Source organism: Breznakiella homolactica, from assembly GCF_016616095.2.
GTDB classification, from domain to species: domain Bacteria; phylum Spirochaetota; class Spirochaetia; order Treponematales; family Breznakiellaceae; genus Breznakiella; species Breznakiella homolactica.
Map to the genome: position 1 here is coordinate 901,769 of NZ_CP067089.2, position 16,890 is coordinate 918,658.

The following is a 16,890-nucleotide window of genomic DNA, read 5'->3' on the forward strand; positions in this document are numbered from 1 at the left end:
GCATCCGGAAAAGAATGCGGTTATTCCATTAGTTCGTTTATTTCCGCCCCGGTCAACCGCCGGGATTCCCCTTCCTGCAGAGTCCCGATATGTACCGGTCCGATTCTTATCCGGTGCAGCCGCTCGGGGTGAAGGTGGAAATGGGAAAAAACCCGCCGGATTTCGCGGTTTTTTCCTTCAATAAGCACAATACGAAGGGATTTCCGGCCCAGGCGCTCAATATCGAGGCAGCGGTATGTTTCACCTTCAATTTCGACCCCCCGGCGGAACTGATCCAGCACCGTATCGGGTACCGGAACCGTGGAATCAACAAGGTATTCCTTTTCGATCCCCCGGGACGGGTGGCTTATCCGGGCCGCGAATTCCCCGTCATTCGTAAATAATATCAGTCCCGATGACCGGTAATCCAGGCGTCCCACATTGTACAGCCGTTCCTGGATATCAGCGGGAAGAAGTTCCCTGGCAAGGCGCCGGCCTTCGGGGTCGTAGGATGAACAGATATACAGAGGCGGTTTGTTCAGCACGAGGTAGTGCTTCCGGTCTTCCAGAAAAAGCCGGCGCCCGTCCAGACATACCGTGTCTTCCGGAGAAACCTTTGTTCCCAGTACGGTGACCCGTTCCCCGTTTACCGAAACCCTTCCGTCAAGGATGAGCTGTTCCGAAGCGCGCCGGGACGCCGCTCCCGCCCGGGCCAGAAACAGCTGAAGCCGCAGGTTTTTTCCGTTTTCCGGTTCCTCCATGGCTCCCTATTCTTCCCCGTTGAGTTCGAACCGGTCAAGCTCGCTTTCGTTAAGTTTGGGCAGGTCCGCGATGCTCTCCAGCCGGAAAAATTTGAGGAATTCCCTGGTGGTTCCGAACTGGACCGGCTTTCCGGGGATATCCTTTTTTCCGACCTCCCGGATGAGGGTCCGGTCCAGGAGGAGCCGGATCATATTGTCGGCGGAGACTCCCCGGATGGCTTCTATCTCGGCGCGGGTAATGGGCTGGGAATACGCGACAATGGAAAGGGTTTCCAGGGCGGCTTTGGAAAGCCGGGAGTCATTTTTTCTGCCGTACCGTTCCTTCAGATTCTCCCAGTATTCCCTTTTCGGGGAAATCATGATTCCCCCGCCGATGCGGGACAATTCGACACCGGAATCCTCCCGGGCGTACCGTTCACCGAGGTTCTCCAGGGACTTCTCCACCACATCCTTGGAAAGGCCGGATATCCGCGCCAGGGCGCTTTCTTCCACGGGGTCACCTTCAAGGTAGAGGATAGCTTCAATCAGCGCTGTCTCTTTCTCCAATCGTAACTCCATCTATCTGCGCCTTTTCGTAGGGCCTAATAAGTATGTCTCCGAACATACGGTTTTGAAATATGGAAACCATCCTGAATTTTACCGCCTCCAGAACCGCGAGGAAAGCGCATACTATATCCAGAACCGATCCGTTCCGGACCACCAGTTCGGTGAAGTTGCACTCTCCCTTGGATTCCAGCAGTTCATTCATCAGGGTTATTTTTTCGTTGACCGAAACTTCCTCATACAGGTCTATGATCCGTTCCCCGGTCAGGTTTGTCATGAGGCCGGAAAATGTTTTGAGCAGATCCCAGATGTCGACTTTTTCCCAGAGTTCATCATCCGCAAAGGGAAGCGCCCGCTGCAGCTTTTTCCGCTCGATAACCCACTCCGCCTCTTTTTCCTTTTCTTCCATGAGTTCGGAGAGTTTTTTGTACTTCTGGTACTCGATGAGCCGTTCCACCAGTTCCTGCCGGGGATCTTCGGATTCGTCATCCATGTCGAGTTCCACCGGAAGCAGGAGCCGTGATTTGATATACAGCAGCGTTGCCGCCAGGGCGTGGAATTCCGTGAGATCATCGAGATCAAGCTCGGTGGCGTAGGTCAGATATTCCATATACTGCTCGGTTATCTGGGCAATGGGAATATCATAAACGTTGACTTCATTTTTTTTGATCAGGAACAGCAGAAGGTCCAGAGGGCCTTCGAATTCCTTGAGTTTGAAGCTGTGGGCGTTGGTGTTATTTGCTTGTTCCATGTACATTTTAATTATATCGGCAGGTTCCTGCGTAGTAAATACCCTGGGGTGAAAGCTTATTGTAATAATCCCTGAGAAAGGTCCCCGACCGGGGGTCTTTTATGTCCGGAAACAGCTCGAGAACCGGAACCAGCACAAACGCCCGTTCGTGCATCCGGGGATGGGGAATTTCCAGGAGCGGCGGACGGGATACGATGGTATCCCCCAGAAGTATGATATCGATATCCAGGGGCCGTTCCCCCCAGCGCCGTTCCCGGCGGCGGTCCCGTCCGAACCGGCTTTCTATATCCTGGATAAACCCGAGAAGCTCCTCCGGGGCCCCGGCAAAAAAACCCGCGGCCGCGGCGTTGAGAAATTTCCCCTGGTCGGTTATATACTGCGGATCGGTTTCATACAGCGACGATACCCTGAATTCCGACAGTCCGCCGCTCAGCGCGGAAAGAGCTCCTTCCAGGTTCTTTTTCCGGTCTCCCAGATTTGCCCCGAGGCTGAGTACCGCCAGGGGGCTGTCCGAGTCCATTTAGAACAGATCTTCAGGGGCGGCGGCTTCCGCGGCAGCCTTGGCCGGGGCGCTTGGAGCGGGAGCTTCCGCGGCCCCCTCCCCTTTGGCCTTTTCCGCATCAGCCGGAGTGCTGCTTTTCTTTTTGGTATTCTCCGGTTCGGTGTTTTTCACCTTTCCCGGAAAAATTAACGCCCGGAGCTTATCTTCAATTTCCTTGGCGAATTCCGGATTGGCTTCCAGATACGCCTTGGCGTTTTCCCGGCCCTGGCCGATCTTTTCCTCACCGTAGGCGTACCACGCCCCTTTCTTGTCTATTATCTCATATTTAGCCGCCGCATCCAGGAGGCTCCCGATGGCGGAGACACCCTTTCCGAACATGATTTCCAGCTCCACCTTGCGGAAAGGCGGCGCGACCTTGTTTTTTACCACCTTTACCCGGACCCGGTTTCCGATGGCGTCGGCATCGCCTTTTTCCAGGGTTTCCATCTTACGTACTTCCAGACGTACCGAGGAATAGAATTTAAGGGCGTTGCCGCCGGTGGTGGTTTCGGGGTTTCCGAACATGACGCCGATTTTCATACGGATCTGGTTAATGAATACCAGAATGGTGCGGGATTTCCCGATGGTCGCGGTCAGTTTGCGCAGGGCCTGGCTCATGAGACGGGCCTGGAGCCCCATGTGGGCGTCTCCCATATCCCCTTCGATTTCCGCCTGGGGGGTCAGGGCCGCGACCGAGTCAACCACAATCACATCCACCGCGCCGGACCGGACCAGGCTTTCGGTAATTTCCAGGGCCTGCTCCCCGGTATCGGGCTGTGAAACCCAGAGATCGTCAATATTGACCCCGAGGTTTTTTGCATATACCGGATCCAGGGCGTGTTCGGCATCCACAAACGCCGCTATTCCCCCCAGTTTTTGAGCCTCCGCGATGGCGTGAAGCGCCAGGGTCGTTTTACCGGAGGATTCAGGGCCGTAAATTTCAATAATCCGGCCCCGGGGATACCCGCCGATTCCAAGGGCTTCATCCAGCAGTATGGAGCCCGACGGTATTGTTTCGATACCCGCCGCGTTGATATGGGTTCCCAGTTTCATAAGGGAACCGGACCCGAACTGCTTTTCTATCTGGAGCCGGGCGGCTTCCAGGGCCTTTTCTTTTTCTTCTGATGAAGCTAAGGGGGAGCCGGTCCCCTTCCCGGGTTCACTCATCTTTGCCACGTTTTCCTCCCATGAATATACGGCATGTTTTTTTATTTTGCTTCAATATATCACAGACTTCTTTCACAAGACAAGAAAGATGTGAGCGTGCCCATAATAACCCGGGTATTCCGCCGCCGCTCAGGAGTTATTCCCATAATTATATGACAGGACCCGCGGCATCGGTATCCCCGGGTGTTTTCCGGATTGTCAGACCCGTCGCTCCCCCGCACATTGCCGAAGAGTCTGTTTTATTATACTATAAAACACGTTATACTTTGAGTCGGGAGATTCTGCATGGATAATCAATTTGCTGTTACTGCGACCCGGTCCATGATGGGGTACGCGTCTCAGGTTGCCCGGCATTTAAAAAAATTTCCGAGTTTTTCCTCTCTGGAAGAGGAAATTGACTGTGTAAATTCACTTGAGACCGACCGTTTTGCCGACGGTGAAATGGAAGTGGTGGTTAATTCCTCCCTCCGCGGCAAGGACGTCTATTTATTTACCAGCTGCGCCAGGAACGAAGCCGGTATAAGCGTCGAAGAAGCAAAAATTGAACTGTACAACGCGGTGGACGCCCTCAAGCGGTCCCAGGCTAACCGCATCATTGTCTTTGAACCCTTTGTATCCAGTTCCCGGTCCGACCGCACCATCCGGCGGAGTTCCGTGGGGCTCTGGGTGCACATGAAAATTCTGACCAGCCTCGGAACCGACCATATCCTGACGTACCAGCTTCATTCGGATAAATCGAAATCCATGCTGGATCCTACCATCTGTTTTATGGACGATCTGCCGGCTCTTACCCTGCTTAAGAAACGCCTCTGTGATGTGTATATCAGGGATCTGGAAACCCTGGAGAATGTGGTCCGGAAAAACTGGGCTTTCTGTTCCGTTGACGCCGGCGGGGAAAAACTCGCCCGCAAATTCGCCAATTCCTTCGGCGCTCCTTTGGTGGTGGCCCATAAACAGCGGGATTACTCCAAAGCGAATACCATAGAATCCATCAATATCCTTTCGGCGGAGCCGATCAGCGGAAAGGTGATCTGGATTGTCGATGATATGGTTGATACCGGGGGATCCGTGGAGAGTCTTATCAGGACTCTGGCGGATCACAAACCCGCGGAGATAAATATAATAGCCGTCCACGCCATACTGTCCGATCCCGCCTCGGAACGGCTCCTGAAACTGAGCAGCGAAGGACTGCTCAACCGGGTTATGGTTACGGATACGGTGTACTGCCCGGAATGTCTCCCCACGGAACTTCCGAACCTTGAGGTGGTTCCTTCGGTGGAACTTTCCGCCCGCATTATCGGCACCATTGTTACAAACCGGCCCATGGGTAAACTCCTGGAGGTTTTTAACGCCGAAAAATACCTTCGGTCGCCGCGGCTGCTGTAACTGTCCATGGGTGTTTTTTACGCTGTAATCGCCTACGTGTTCTGGGGTTTGAGCCCCCTGTACTGGCGGTTTCTTTCAAACGTCGGCCCCCTGCAGATACTGGCGTTCCGCATTTTATTTTCGCTGATTTTTGTTTTTATCTTACTGAAGATACAGAAGACTACCTGCTGGTTCCGGCTTTTTAAAGAGCCCAGGTCACGGATTTTTATTATCGGAGCGGCGCTGGCGGTTACCGTCAATTGGGGCGGCTATATATGGGCTGTCAACTCCGGTATGGCCGTCGCGGCGTCCCTGGGGTATTTTATCTGTCCGCTCATTTCAATTCTGCTCGGGGTCATTTTTTTACGGGAAAAGATTCTGCCCCTGCAGTGGGTTTCCTTTGGTATCGCGGCTTTTGGTGTCGTTCTCCTCAGCGTTTTTACCGGATCATTCCCCTGGATATCCTTTATTCTCGCCCTGAGCTTCGGGGGATACGGACTTTTCAAAAAAAAGATAACCGCCGGATCCCTGGAGGGGCTCTTCAGCGAAACCCTGGTTTCTTCTCCCCTGGCGGCAGCGATGCTTTTTATTCCCGCCTGGGGCGGCACCGATTTTCCAGCGCTCCCGGTTCACACCTGGGTTCTGCTTGTACTCTGCGGTCCGGTTACCGTGGCGCCGCTGTACTGGTTTTCAAAAAGCGCGCGGCATCTGTCACTATCGGCATTGGGTTTTCTTCAGTACCTTAATCCGACTATTCAGTTTCTTTTGGGGGTCTTTGTTTTCCGGGAACCCTTTCCCAGACAGAACCTGACAGCTTTTATATGTATCTGGGTTTCGGTGCTGCTTTTTTCAGCGGCACCGATGATACAGAAAAGAATCAAGACCTAATGTAATTTCTTATATGGTATTATTTTTCATACATCTTCAGTGTATAAATAATTAAAATTCTTTTTTTGAATCAAGAAGAATGGTAACAGGGCCGTCATTGGTATACGAAACCAGCATGTGAGCCTGAAATTTTCCGGTTTCGCATACGAGGCCGAAGCTCCTGATTTTTTCCGTAAAATAGCTGTACAGTGAATTAGCCAGATCAGGCGCCGCCGCCGCGGAGTACGAAGGCCGCCGGCCTTTGCGGGCATCCGCGAGCAGGGTAAACTGGGATACCGCCAGGACACCGCCCTTCACGTCGGAGACGGAACGGTTCATTTTGCCTTCATCGTCTTCAAATATCCTGAGGCCCGAGATTTTTTCCGCCAGGTAATCCGCGTCCCCGGATGTATCGCCCTGGGCCACTCCCAGGTACACCAGCAGGCCCGATTCCACCGCTCCGGTGCAGGACCCGTCCACTGTGACCGAGGCGTTCAGTACCCGCTGTACCACGGCACGCATCAGCGGCCGTTCCTGAGGCTGCCGGACTGGTGGAGGGCTATTGCCTCAAGCCGCACCGCGGGCCCCAGCCCGTCCCCGGCAGCCGCGGGAACAACCTGCCCCAGCACTTCCAGGGGACGCTCAAGATCCACGGGAACGGAGAAATCGAACACCACCGGAACGATTCCCTCAAGGGTACTCCGGGTATCGTAGCCCACCAGAAGGTCAAAGGAGGTCAGGTTTTCCAGGGAATCCAGGTTTGTCGCCATGCCGCGCCATATAACGTAACAGCCCCGGTAGAGATAGGGATCCGCGGCGACGGAACTGTAGGCAAAGCGGTCCTTGAGGCTGTCAAACCCCGGAGTATTGGTATAGGACAAGAGAAGGCGGGCTTTGTTTTTTATGGATTCCGAAGCGTTTGACTCAAGGAGCAGGTTTATTTCGACCTTAGCCGCCTCATCCCGGTATTCGGTAAAAAGGGTCCGGGCTTTTTCGTAGGTGTCCAGCACCTGTTTCCTGGTAAGAATATACCGGTAACTTCCGCCGATCTGAACCGGCTCGGACTGTTCCTCCCGGACCAGCGCGGTCGCGCTGAACCCGGACCGTTCGGACCGCTTTCCGGTTTTCTGTCCGATTACCGAGACCAGGGAAATCGCTATCGCCCCAAGGATAAGTATCCCCGCCGCGGGAATGGCGATCTGGTCCCACGACAGCGGAGCGTCGGGCAGAGGCGGAAACAGCTTTTTCAGTTTTCCCGATTCCAGCCAGGACTGGAGCGTTTCCGGGTCACCGTACCGGCGGATGGTTTCCAGCGCCCGTCTGGCCTGCCGGTTTTTCGGATCGACTTCCTGAACCTCAAGATACAGGTCCACAGCCCGGTCGGTTTCGCCCCGTCTCAGAAACAGAATGGCGAGCCCCAGCAGAACCGAAGGCTCGCGCATCTTTATGTCCCGGGCCCGTTTAAAGTACGTAAATGCCCCGCCGTAATCCCCGGCGTACAGGCATGAGACACCCAGGATATAATAATACCGGAACGAGTCATGGTACCGGACTACTTCGGGTTCGAGGATCTGAATTGCCTCGCCGTAACGTCCCCGTTTTGAGAGCCTCGCGGCCTTGGTCAGGATCGGATCGAATTTCATGGTTAACCGTTACTGCAGGCCGTAACGCGCTTTTATCCGGGCGATCATCAGTTCCAATGCATCCAGTTCTTCATCGGGAACATCCCCGCCGGATACGATATACCTGTCGATCCGTTCAAGGAGATCCCGCAGAATTAAGAGATCAGATCCAATATCATTCCCGTTTCCGGCAGGAACCGATTCCTGCAGAATTCTTGTTAAATCATCCATGGACGAGGAATCGTACCGGGAGAATCCGCCCGCGTCCTCAGCGGCCAGGAGTACGGTGTAGGACCGCCTGCTGCCCCGGGGCAGCGGTTCCGGGTCAAAGTAGTATGAAACCGCGGAATCTCCCACAGAATACGGCAGAAGGTTGAAATTGCGGCCGTCACTGGGGGCGATTTTCCACGGCGCGTCATTGAGCCGTTTCCAGTTCGCAAAATGGATGGAATCGGGCCGCCGGACTCCGGGAATAACAATACTGCCCATCAGCCCGAAACGCTTGCTTCTTGAATACCACCACCGGTCCGTTTCGGCGGATGTTATAAGGGTTTCGCCGGAAAGGGCTCTCCGGTCGGTCTCAAAGTTGTGGGCCTCCCCTTCCCCAAGGTTCGTATCCAGGAGAAACCGGACGCCGACCATGGATTCCTGGGTGCTTTTATTTTCCACCGTGACAACCATACTGATCCCGTTGGCCAATGTTGATCCGGCGGTCTGGATATAGGAGAATTCCTGGGTTACCGTAAGAAACGAAGATTCAAAAATAAAGGCCGGCCGGGACGCGTCATTGCGCAGCCTGACCCTGAAGGCCGAGGCCTCACCCATGCGGTAGTATTTATCATCCGCCAGGATTGCCAGAAAGCTTGTCCTGGGATCCTGGTCCACAAAAAAAGGCTCATACCGCTCCCGGGTTATATCGGTCATGTAGTACAGAGAAAAACGGCCGGTGGACTCATGGAGGACCAGTTTTATCCTGCCTTCCCGGAATTCCGCCGCTCCCGCAGAAGCCGAACAGAAAAGCAGGACGCATACAAGATACCGTGCCAGGGATTTCATTACCGCATTCCCCCGCTCGTTCCGGATCCGCTCTGCCGGGCTGCCAGGTCATTGCGGAGGTCCAGGGCCGTACTTTTAAGGGAAAGAAGTTTTATCATTTTTTCCGAGGATGTCCGGGGCGGCGCCGCGGAGGACTGGGCCGGTTTCATGCCTTCAATGGTGATGTTAGCCTCGGACAGGGCGGCTTCCGCCGCGGCCAGACGGGCTTCAAGCTCGGAAATGCGGCGGCGGTATTCTGCGTTTGAATTCTCAAGATCCGCCATACGGGTATCCTTGAGCATATCCGCGATCCGTTTCTGGTACGCGATTATGGCCTGGTCATAGGAGCGTTCCCGGCGCTGGTATTCTTCCACGGTTCTCAGGGATTCCTCGTGGCTCCATTTGAGTATCGCCAGAAGTTCGGTTTCGATTTTTTTCTGGTTTATCAGGGCGATCCGGTATGAGGCGGCCTCATACTTGGGACTCTGGGGATATTCGTCCATAATCTGAACAAAAATATCATGGGCCTGGTCGAGCTGCCCCAGGGCATAGAGGCATTCCCCGATCCAGTAGAGCGAAGAGGCTTTTCTGGAAGCTTCCGATACCGCGTCGTGGTAATTTTTCAGCAGTACAATGGCTTCATTATATTGTCCGAGAAAATACAGCGCCCGGCCTTTGTTGTAAGGCACCTCGGCGCTGCGTATGCCCGAAGGGGCAGCGGAAAGCAGTTCATCCATGTCCCGGATGGCGGCCTCGTATTCTCCGGCGGCCAATTCCGCCAGGGATATCCAGTACAGGGCTTCGGCTTTTTCCGCGGGGTTTTTGGCGTTGGCCTGGGCTCTTCGCAGCTCCGCCACAGAATCCCGCCACTGGCCCGCGCCGTAGAGCTCTATGCCCCGTTCCAGACTCGCGGAAAGGTTTTGGGCGTATATGCCCGGGGACAGGCACAGGAGAACCAGTATACAGAGGAAGATCGGAAGGGATCTTTTATTATTCATCCGTGACACTCCTTGTACAATTTTCGGCAAAAAACCGGTTCATATTGATAGTCCGTGAGCTTCCGCAGTCCGGTATCAGGCACCTTTCAGTTTTTTAACCATCGCCGCCTTATCCGGAGCTCCGAAGAATGCCGCTCCGGCGACGATCACATCAACCCCCGCCTTATGGGCAAGATGGGCGGTCTCGGCGTTGAGTCCGCCGTCTACGGAAACGAGGTAGGAATAATTCCGTTCTTCCCTGAGTTTAACCAGCCGTTCCGCTTTATCCAGGCATTGGGGGATCATCTGCTGTCCGCCGTAGCCGGGATTCACCGTCATAACCAGAACCAGATCGGCAAAGGGCAGCAGTTCTTCAATATAACTGACCGGAGTCGAGGGAACGATGCTGATACCCGCTTTTTTCCCGAGGCTGTGGATTTTCTGGATGAGCCGGTGGGAATGCACCGTGGCCTCGATATGGAAGGTGATATAATCCGCTCCGGCTTCGGCAAAGAGTTCCGCCAGATTTTCCGGTTCGTAGGTCATGAGGTGGGCATCGAAAATGAGCTTTGAATGGGGCCGTATATCCGCGACCATTTTCGGCCCGAAGGTCAGATTCGGCACGAATTTGGCATCCATCACGTCAAGGTGGACCCATTCGGCGCCGGAATTGTTTATTTCCGCCAGTCCCGCGGCCATATCGGCAAAATCCGCGGAGAGAACCGACGGCGCTATTATTGGTTTATCCATAGTTTAGATGATAACGTGGAGGCCGGGGCTTGTAAAGAAGCGGGACAGCTCCAAAAAGCGGGCGGCAGCATAACAGACAAGCATTAACGCCGCCCGGCTTACTAGAAGCCGCCCTTTTCTCCGGAAATACGGCCAAAGTCTATAAAACCGGCCCGGTCCAGCTGCCGCTGACCAGCTTATAGGTTCCGGCAGCTTTATTTGCCGCGAGACTTTTATAGTAGGTATAGAAACTTACCCATGCGGCGCTGTCGTCGCCCAGAGAGGAATCAAAGTCACGGAGTGCACCGACAGTAATTGAAGCTAACGCGGGAGAGAAAGAAAAAGCATTCGGTCCAATGGTGGCTGCTTTAGAAAGGTTGATTTCCGCTAAGCGGAGACAGTTAGAAAAGGCTTCTGCGCCTACCGTAACCGCCGCAGGAGCGTATATGTTCAGTACACTGCCACAATTAACAAAGGCAACTCTTTTTATTTCGATTGCCGCCGGAATATCAACATCAATTAATGCCCGACAGTCCCTGAAGGCGAATTCCCCAATTGTTTCTACCAACGGCATATACACAACCGTTAACTTGTAACAAAAGGCAAACGCGTCATCTCCAATTACGGTAACCGCTGGCATATTGATTTCCTGCAATTTTTCACAGTTCAAAAAAGCTGAATAACCAATTTCTTTTATAGTAGAAGGAAGATATACATTTGTTATTTCCGACTTATTATTAAATGCTGAATTACGAATGGTAACTACGTTTTTTCCGCTTATCTGTTCAGGGATCACCACCACCGGATCAGTATTATTTTTATATCCGGTTATAGTTACCTCATCTCCGGATATTTGATAATCAAACGCCGACTTATCCTGTACAATGGCGGCGACACAACGGGCAGTCATACTTGATCCGGAAACGGTGACAATAATATCCGCTTTACTGCCGCCGGTACCGACCGCTGTAATTATTCCACCCTGAGTCACCGTCACAACACTGGTGTCGCTGCTCGACCAGATCAATGCCGCGGTGCCATTCCCGGTAGTTTCCAGTACCGGTACAAGGGTCCGGCTGCTGCCCACATCGAGTATTGCCAGTGGCGTCAGTTTAATCGACGTCACTGCAAAGGACGGCCCATTGCCGCCGGGATTCTGATCCGTTGGCGGATTCGTATCTGAACCGGCAGGGCTGGAACAACTTCCAAGAAAAGCCAATATAACGCCAAATAGTACGGCGGTAAAAAATGCCGGTATAATCTTAGGTCTATTATGTCTTTCCATTATTTATCCTTCCTCTAATGAGACTTCCGAATAGTGGATGTCATAAAACCGGCCCGGTCCAGCTGCCGTTATTCAACGTATATGTACCGGCTCTTTGGCCTCCGGTGTTTTTGTAATAATTGTAGAAAGCATCCCATGCGGCGCTGTTGCCGGAAGAATTAAAGGTACAGTTTGCAGACAAGGCAATGGAATTTAATTCAGTACAGCCATAAAAGGTATCATTCCCGATGGCAGTAACTACAGGAAGGCTAATTCTGGCCAAGATGGTACATTCTTTAAAAGTACGCTCTCCGATGGTAGTTGCCGAGGGAAGGCTGATGCTGGTTAAACCGCTGCAGCTATAAAAGGCAGAATCCCCGATAGTAGTTGCCGAGGGAAGGCTGATACTGGTTAAACTGTTACAGACATAAAAGGCAGCCTCTCCGATAGTCGTTGCCACAGGAAGGCTGATACTGGTTAAATTTGTACAATGAAAAAAGACAGACTCTCCGATGGTAGTTGCCGAGGGAAGGCTGATACTGGTTAAATTTGTACAGACGGCAAAAGCATTTTCCCCGATGGTAGTTGCCGAGGGAAGGCTGATACTAGTTAAATTTGTACAGGTGGAAAAGGCACCATCCCCGATGGTAGCTGCCGCAGGAAAGCTGATACTGGTTAAATTTGTACAGGTGGAAAAGGCACTATCCCCAATGGTAGTTGCCGCAGGAAGGCTGATGCTGGTTAAATTTGTACAGGTGAAAAAGGCATAATCCCCAATTTCCCTAATTGCATCAGGCAGATACACTTCAGTAAGCGTATTTTTATTTTCGAATGCATTAGCCCCAATAGCAATAACTACTTTTCCATCAATCTGTTCCGGGACAACCACTACCGGATCTATAACGGTACAGCCGATTATGGTAACCGCATCACCGGATATACCAGGAGTAAACATCGATGCATCATGAGCTATAGCAATGACACACCGGGCACTTAGACTCGTCCCGGATACGGTAACCGTGATCTCCGCAGTATCGCCGCCGGTTCCTACCGCGGTAACTTTTCCATCCTGAGTTATTGTCGCAACGGCAGAATTACTGCTCGACCAGACCAATTCCGCGGTACCATTCCCGGTAGTTTCCAGAACCGGCGCAAGAGCCCGGGTCTTTCCCGCATTCAGTATTGCCTGTGGCGGCAGTTTAATGGAATTTACCGAAATGGATGGTTCACTGCCGGCAGGGCTGGAACAGCCCATCAGAAAAGCCAGCAAAATCCCCATATACACCATAATTTTTATATGGAACTTAATGGAATTAATCATCACAACCCCCTTATTGGATGTTTTACATATATTTATATCACACCAATAGGAGATTTTCATCATTTTATATCATTTTCGATACAATGGCGTAGAAGAATACCTATTTCTCGTTTTCCGCAGGGGGTATCTTTCCAAAAGACGCTGTAAGAAAGTTTTCACGGGGGCTGTTGCAAAAGGCAGTTAAAATGGTATAATACAAAAGCTGAAATTTGTACCAGAATGCAGCAAACTATTCAAGCCATGGATGCGGAAACATCAATACAGGGGCTCATACAGAAAGCCTATGACAATCTGAATGCCTCTGATGCCGGTGCGGCGTTGTTAGCCTTGGAAGAAGCGCTCCGGCTCGATTTTGAGCATCCGGAAGTGGTCTACGCCCTTAAATGCGTGAACTGGTGGACGGACCGGACCAAGTCCCTGGGGGATATTCACTCTCCCTATGACCGGGGCGGTTTTATTCTGTCCCAGTGGAACGCGTTTTATACCTTCCTTGACCGCATCGGGCCCGGGTATGAACGCTGTATCTTCGCGGTGCGGCGCTATGTGTTTTCCGCCGCCCTGCTGGCGTTTCAGGATATTCTTGGGGAAGGCATCAATGAGCACGATCCGGGGCTGCTGCTGCAGGTCGGACGGTGCTATAAAGGGGTCGGGAATTTCGACCTGGCTTTAAAATACCTGGAACAGGCGGCGCGGTTCCGGCGTGAGGACGGGGAAACTCTGTCGCATCTGGCGGATGTCAACGCCCTTCTGGGAGAGACCAGGGCCGCCAAGGCGCTGTTCCGGGAGGCGTTTTTCACCGATCCCCAAAGTATCGATCTGCGTTCCCTGGATTCGGAGCTGATCCGGCTCCTGGCGGACCGGGTACGGGATCTGGGCTACAAAAGCCCGGAGCTGGAGGAATGGATTCCGATTTACGGCGCATTGTACGGGGTGTTTTCCGTACGCCGTGAGCTGAAGCAGGTTGAACTGGGCCGCCTTAAGCAGGCCATTTTCTCCCTGGAAAACGAAGTCCGGAGCAGGACCGAGAGCAAAGCCCTTACCCTGCCCCGGCTGATAAACCGGTATTTCTGGCTGCTTGACCATTACATAACCGCTGGGGAGGATCCGGTATTGATTGAAGAAACAATGCTGAAAATCAAGGTTCTTGACCCCGCAATATATGAGCTGTACCGGCGCTGATCACAGATTTGGCGATACCCGCATATACGGGTACAATATAACGCCCTTTGCGGCGATGCCCCTGGGGCGAGGAGTTATACGATGTCAGAAGCTCTCCTGAAAAACGTACAGGACATGCTGAATGAGGAAAAGTGGACCCGGGCCACTCTCAGCAATTATTCAACCAGCCAGTTTAAGGAACTCGATACCATCCTTAAGGAAGCCCGGGACGCGCGGATTTACGATGATCTGAAGAAACTCTGCGATGAGCATCTGGTTCACACAAAAAACAGCATTATTGCCCTGTATCTTTCCGGGATGATCGCCCTTTCCCGTCAGATTATCGATGACGCGGCCCTGACAAACCTGGTCTCAATTTTTGTGGACAACCACAAATGGGGGATTGTCAAATACCTCTGCGAACGCATCCTCGATTACGGTGAATCGAAATTCGCCCTCCGCATGCTGGCGGAGTGCTATAAAAACGACAACGAAGAAGACAAGGTTTACGATATCTGGGAACGCCTGGTAAAGGTTGATTACGAAGAGGCGGACCTGTCGAAAGCCCTGGCGGAGCATTTTGAAGGTCTGGGAAAAATCGAAGAGGCGGTGGATTACTATAAAAAGGCCCTCCACCGGTACATCAACAAACAGCTTTTTACCAATGTACGGGAAATCTGGGTAAAACTCATTGAATACTGCCCGGAAGACATAGATTTTTTCCTTCATGTACAGAAAAAAATCGCCAAAAACATCAGCGAAGAAAAAGCAGTCCTTCTGCTGCAGGATGTATATTCCTCCTGCAGGCAGCAGGGGGATATCAATACATCCATCAAAATCCTCAAGCTGATTCTCCAGTACGATGAGCGTGATTCCTGGGCGCGGAAGGAAATCATCGAATGCTTCCGTGAAAAATACGCCAACCACAGCCAGCTCGAGGAATACATCAAAATTTCGAACCTTTCCCAGAGCTGGCGGAATGTCCACGAGGCGATTCAGGACTTTGAAAAACACATCGCCTTTGATAAAGGCAACTTCGTATTCCACAGAACCTGGGGAGTCGGAAGGATCGCCAAGGTCCAGGGCGATGAAATCGTCATCGATTTCGCCAAAAAGCGGAACCATTCCATGGCCCTTAAAATGGCGGTGGATGCCCTCCAGACCCTTTCGAAAAACCATATCTGGGTACTGAAGGCGACTCAGAAAAAAGAAAAACTCCATGACCGGGTCAAGGATGATCCTACCTGGGCTTTAAAAACCATAATCAAAAGCTTCGGCAACTCCTGCGATCTGAAACGGGTCAAGGCAGAACTGGTGCCGTCGGTGCTTTCCCCCGGCGAATGGACGACCTGGAATACCAAAGCCCGGGCCATCCTCAAATCCGACCCGTCCTTCGGGGTCAGCCCCGATAATATCGATCTCTATGTTGTCAGGGACCGGCCTATCAGTATTGAGGAAAAACTCTACAACCAGTTCAAGGCTGAAAAGAACTTCTTTGACCGGGTTAATACCCTGCGGACCTTTGTATCCCAGAAAGAGATTGAGCTGGATTCGGAATTTTTTACGGAAATGTTCAATTATTTTACCGCCTACCTCCGGTCCTACAGCCAGGTAAACGAACAGGTTCTTGCCTCGTACCTTCTGGTTAAGGATCTTGTCGGACGGTACCCCCACCTTAATACCGGCCTCCAGTTCAATTTCCTGGATATTTTCGACGGCATCGACGATATACCGTCAATTTTCGAAAACCTCAAGGATACCAAACTGAAGGAGGAATTCCTCCACCACATCAAGCTGTTTGTGCCTGACTGGGCGGATATCTATATCAGACTGTTCCCCTATGTGCTGCTCACGTCCATTATTGTCAGCCTCGAAAAAGAAGGGTACGAGCAGAAACTTGTTTCCATGGTACAGAGCTGTTTTGAAAATTACCGGGACAACAAGGAAGCGGTGGTTTGGATTTACCGCAACCTCCGGGAGGAGCCGTGGTTCGCGGCGGCGAACATAAGCGAGGAAAAACAGCTTATTACCCTCATCCATATCCTGGACCTGAGCTTTAGGGAAATCGAAAACCACCGGGATACAACGGAAAACCGTAAAATCAACAAGCAGGCCCAGACCATTCTCTTTAAGGATGGTACCCTCAAATCATTCCTTATGAAGGCCGATCCCGATACCATCAACAGGATCTACACCCTTATCGATGACGTTAAGGATCTCGACCCCGCGGAGAAGCTGAATATCCGCAGTGTTATTGTGGACAGATTCCCGGATTTCAAATTCTACGGAGACGAAACCGAAAAAACAGTCAGCTCCAGAAGCCTTATCGTTACTATGGCCATGTACCAGGAAAAACAGAAGCAGATCCAGTATATTATGGATGTGGAAGTTCCGGCGAATTCAAAAGAAATTGCCGTTGCCCTGGATCAGGGGGATCTCCGGGAAAATGCGGAATACAAGGCCGCTAAGGAAAAACAGGAAATCCTCAATTCAACGGTGGCGAAACTCAAGGATGAAATTGAACGGGCCCAGCTTTTCGATCCCGATACGGCCAATACCAGCCGGGTTTCCTTTGGGACCAAGGTTATTCTTATTAATGATTCCGAAGGTGTTGAGGAAGAATACACCATACTCGGCCCCTGGGAATCGGATCCGGAAAATAAAATTATTTCCTACCTTTCGCCCTTCGGCGGGGTGATTCTCAACAAAAAAGTGGGAGAAAAATTCGATTTTTCTATCAATGATGAGAAAATAGCCTATACTGTAAAGGCAATATCGGTGGCGGCGCTGTAGCCGATGCCGCGTAAAAC

General features: G+C 52.0%; 16 protein-coding genes. 4 read left to right on the top strand and 12 right to left on the bottom strand.

What is annotated here, in order from left to right; genetic code table 11:
• Window positions 1-20 precede the first annotated feature (20 nt).
• Genes JFL75_RS04365 through recA form a run of 5 tightly spaced genes read right to left on the bottom strand, consistent with a single transcriptional unit; the run spans window position 21 to window position 3,742 of the window.
• Complete coding sequence (locus JFL75_RS04365; protein ID WP_215625471.1) at window positions 21-740, bottom strand: pseudouridine synthase; 720 nt, start codon at window positions 738-740, stop codon at window positions 21-23.
• A gap of 6 nt (window positions 741-746) precedes the next feature.
• Window positions 747-1,298: an SMC-Scp complex subunit ScpB gene (gene scpB, locus JFL75_RS04370; protein ID WP_215625472.1), complete on the bottom strand. Its 552-nt coding sequence runs from the start codon at window positions 1,296-1,298 to the stop codon at window positions 747-749.
• Window positions 1,261-2,034: a segregation and condensation protein A gene (locus JFL75_RS04375; RefSeq protein ID WP_215625473.1), complete on the bottom strand. Its 774-nt coding sequence runs from the start codon at window positions 2,032-2,034 to the stop codon at window positions 1,261-1,263. The genes scpB and JFL75_RS04375 overlap by 38 nt, the downstream gene beginning before the upstream one ends.
• Before the next feature lie 7 nt (window positions 2,035-2,041).
• Window positions 2,042-2,554 carry a 2-amino-4-hydroxy-6-hydroxymethyldihydropteridine diphosphokinase gene (gene folK / locus JFL75_RS04380; RefSeq protein WP_215625474.1) on the bottom strand — a complete coding sequence of 171 codons (513 nt, stop codon included), beginning with the start codon at window positions 2,552-2,554 and terminating at the stop codon, window positions 2,042-2,044.
• Window positions 2,555-3,742 (bottom strand): recombinase RecA, encoded by a 1,188-nt coding sequence (gene recA, locus JFL75_RS04385; RefSeq protein ID WP_215628714.1) that lies wholly within the window; start codon window positions 3,740-3,742, stop codon window positions 2,555-2,557. It abuts the gene before it with no gap.
• A 285-nt stretch (window positions 3,743-4,027) separates the two neighbouring features.
• On the opposite strand from recA, the gene JFL75_RS04390 reads away from it, so the two are divergent.
• Together JFL75_RS04390 and rarD are read left to right on the top strand one after the other, a co-directional pair.
• Entirely contained in the window at window positions 4,028-5,128 is a 1,101-nt protein-coding gene (locus JFL75_RS04390) for a ribose-phosphate diphosphokinase (protein WP_215625475.1), read from the top strand.
• A gap of 6 nt (window positions 5,129-5,134) precedes the next feature.
• Window positions 5,135-5,995 (top strand): EamA family transporter RarD, encoded by an 861-nt coding sequence (gene rarD, locus JFL75_RS04395; protein WP_215625476.1) that lies wholly within the window; start codon window positions 5,135-5,137, stop codon window positions 5,993-5,995.
• Window positions 5,996-6,046: 51 nt separating this feature from the next.
• Here the strand turns inward: rarD and dtd are convergent, their stop codons facing one another.
• The 7 genes from dtd to JFL75_RS04430 all read right to left on the bottom strand — a co-directional run bounded on the left by dtd (window position 6,047) and on the right by JFL75_RS04430 (window position 12,922).
• A complete protein-coding gene (gene dtd, locus JFL75_RS04400; RefSeq protein ID WP_215625477.1) occupies window positions 6,047-6,496 on the bottom strand; it encodes a D-aminoacyl-tRNA deacylase in 450 nt (149 codons plus the stop codon).
• Window positions 6,496-7,617 carry a tetratricopeptide repeat protein gene (locus tag JFL75_RS04405; RefSeq protein WP_215625478.1) on the bottom strand — a complete coding sequence of 374 codons (1,122 nt, stop codon included), beginning with the start codon at window positions 7,615-7,617 and terminating at the stop codon, window positions 6,496-6,498. Before JFL75_RS04405 ends, dtd begins: the two co-directional genes overlap by 1 nt.
• Before the next feature lie 9 nt (window positions 7,618-7,626).
• The gene (locus tag JFL75_RS04410; protein ID WP_215625479.1) at window positions 7,627-8,652 is read right to left on the bottom strand and encodes a DUF2913 family protein; all 1,026 of its coding nucleotides are present in this window, start codon (window positions 8,650-8,652) and stop codon (window positions 7,627-7,629) included.
• Window positions 8,652-9,629, bottom strand: coding sequence for a tetratricopeptide repeat protein (locus JFL75_RS04415; protein WP_215625480.1), 978 nt, complete (start codon window positions 9,627-9,629; stop codon window positions 8,652-8,654). The genes JFL75_RS04410 and JFL75_RS04415 overlap by 1 nt, the downstream gene beginning before the upstream one ends.
• A gap of 75 nt (window positions 9,630-9,704) precedes the next feature.
• Window positions 9,705-10,358, bottom strand: coding sequence for a ribulose-phosphate 3-epimerase (gene rpe, locus JFL75_RS04420; protein ID WP_215625481.1), 654 nt, complete (start codon window positions 10,356-10,358; stop codon window positions 9,705-9,707).
• Between the two features lie 139 nt (window positions 10,359-10,497).
• A complete protein-coding gene (locus tag JFL75_RS04425) occupies window positions 10,498-11,622 on the bottom strand; it encodes a leucine-rich repeat protein (protein WP_215625482.1) in 1,125 nt (374 codons plus the stop codon).
• A gap of 40 nt (window positions 11,623-11,662) precedes the next feature.
• On the bottom strand, window positions 11,663-12,922 hold the full coding sequence (locus JFL75_RS04430; protein ID WP_215625483.1) for a leucine-rich repeat protein: 1,260 nt from the start codon (window positions 12,920-12,922) through the stop codon (window positions 11,663-11,665).
• A gap of 240 nt (window positions 12,923-13,162) precedes the next feature.
• On the opposite strand from JFL75_RS04430, the gene JFL75_RS04435 reads away from it, so the two are divergent.
• Together JFL75_RS04435 and greA are read left to right on the top strand one after the other, a co-directional pair.
• Window positions 13,163-14,101, top strand: coding sequence for a tetratricopeptide repeat protein (locus tag JFL75_RS04435; RefSeq protein ID WP_223292762.1), 939 nt, complete (start codon window positions 13,163-13,165; stop codon window positions 14,099-14,101).
• Between the two features lie 81 nt (window positions 14,102-14,182).
• Window positions 14,183-16,873, top strand: coding sequence for a transcription elongation factor GreA (gene greA / locus JFL75_RS04440; protein ID WP_215625485.1), 2,691 nt, complete (start codon window positions 14,183-14,185; stop codon window positions 16,871-16,873).
• The last annotated feature ends 17 nt before the right edge of the window (window positions 16,874-16,890 follow it).

Excerpts from the sequence above, each read along its gene's own strand:
- JFL75_RS04365 (WP_215625471.1), bottom strand. The coding sequence starts at position 740 with ATGGAGGAACCGGAAAACGGAAAAAACCTGCGGCTTCAGCTGTTTCTG.
- scpB (WP_215625472.1), bottom strand. The coding sequence starts at position 1,298 with ATGGAGTTACGATTGGAGAAAGAGACAGCGCTGATTGAAGCTATCCTC.
- JFL75_RS04375 (WP_215625473.1), bottom strand. The coding sequence starts at position 2,034 with ATGGAACAAGCAAATAACACCAACGCCCACAGCTTCAAACTCAAGGAA.
- folK (WP_215625474.1), bottom strand. The coding sequence starts at position 2,554 with ATGGACTCGGACAGCCCCCTGGCGGTACTCAGCCTCGGGGCAAATCTG.
- recA (WP_215628714.1), bottom strand. The coding sequence starts at position 3,742 with ATGAGTGAACCCGGGAAGGGGACCGGCTCCCCCTTAGCTTCATCAGAA.
- JFL75_RS04390 (WP_215625475.1), top strand. The coding sequence starts at position 4,028 with ATGGATAATCAATTTGCTGTTACTGCGACCCGGTCCATGATGGGGTAC.
- rarD (WP_215625476.1), top strand. The coding sequence starts at position 5,135 with ATGGGTGTTTTTTACGCTGTAATCGCCTACGTGTTCTGGGGTTTGAGC.
- dtd (WP_215625477.1), bottom strand. The coding sequence starts at position 6,496 with ATGCGTGCCGTGGTACAGCGGGTACTGAACGCCTCGGTCACAGTGGAC.
- JFL75_RS04405 (WP_215625478.1), bottom strand. The coding sequence starts at position 7,617 with ATGAAATTCGATCCGATCCTGACCAAGGCCGCGAGGCTCTCAAAACGG.
- JFL75_RS04410 (WP_215625479.1), bottom strand. The coding sequence starts at position 8,652 with ATGAAATCCCTGGCACGGTATCTTGTATGCGTCCTGCTTTTCTGTTCG.
- JFL75_RS04415 (WP_215625480.1), bottom strand. The coding sequence starts at position 9,629 with ATGAATAATAAAAGATCCCTTCCGATCTTCCTCTGTATACTGGTTCTC.
- rpe (WP_215625481.1), bottom strand. The coding sequence starts at position 10,358 with ATGGATAAACCAATAATAGCGCCGTCGGTTCTCTCCGCGGATTTTGCC.
- JFL75_RS04425 (WP_215625482.1), bottom strand. The coding sequence starts at position 11,622 with ATGGAAAGACATAATAGACCTAAGATTATACCGGCATTTTTTACCGCC.
- JFL75_RS04430 (WP_215625483.1), bottom strand. The coding sequence starts at position 12,922 with ATGATTAATTCCATTAAGTTCCATATAAAAATTATGGTGTATATGGGG.
- JFL75_RS04435 (WP_223292762.1), top strand. The coding sequence starts at position 13,163 with ATGGATGCGGAAACATCAATACAGGGGCTCATACAGAAAGCCTATGAC.
- greA (WP_215625485.1), top strand. The coding sequence starts at position 14,183 with ATGTCAGAAGCTCTCCTGAAAAACGTACAGGACATGCTGAATGAGGAA.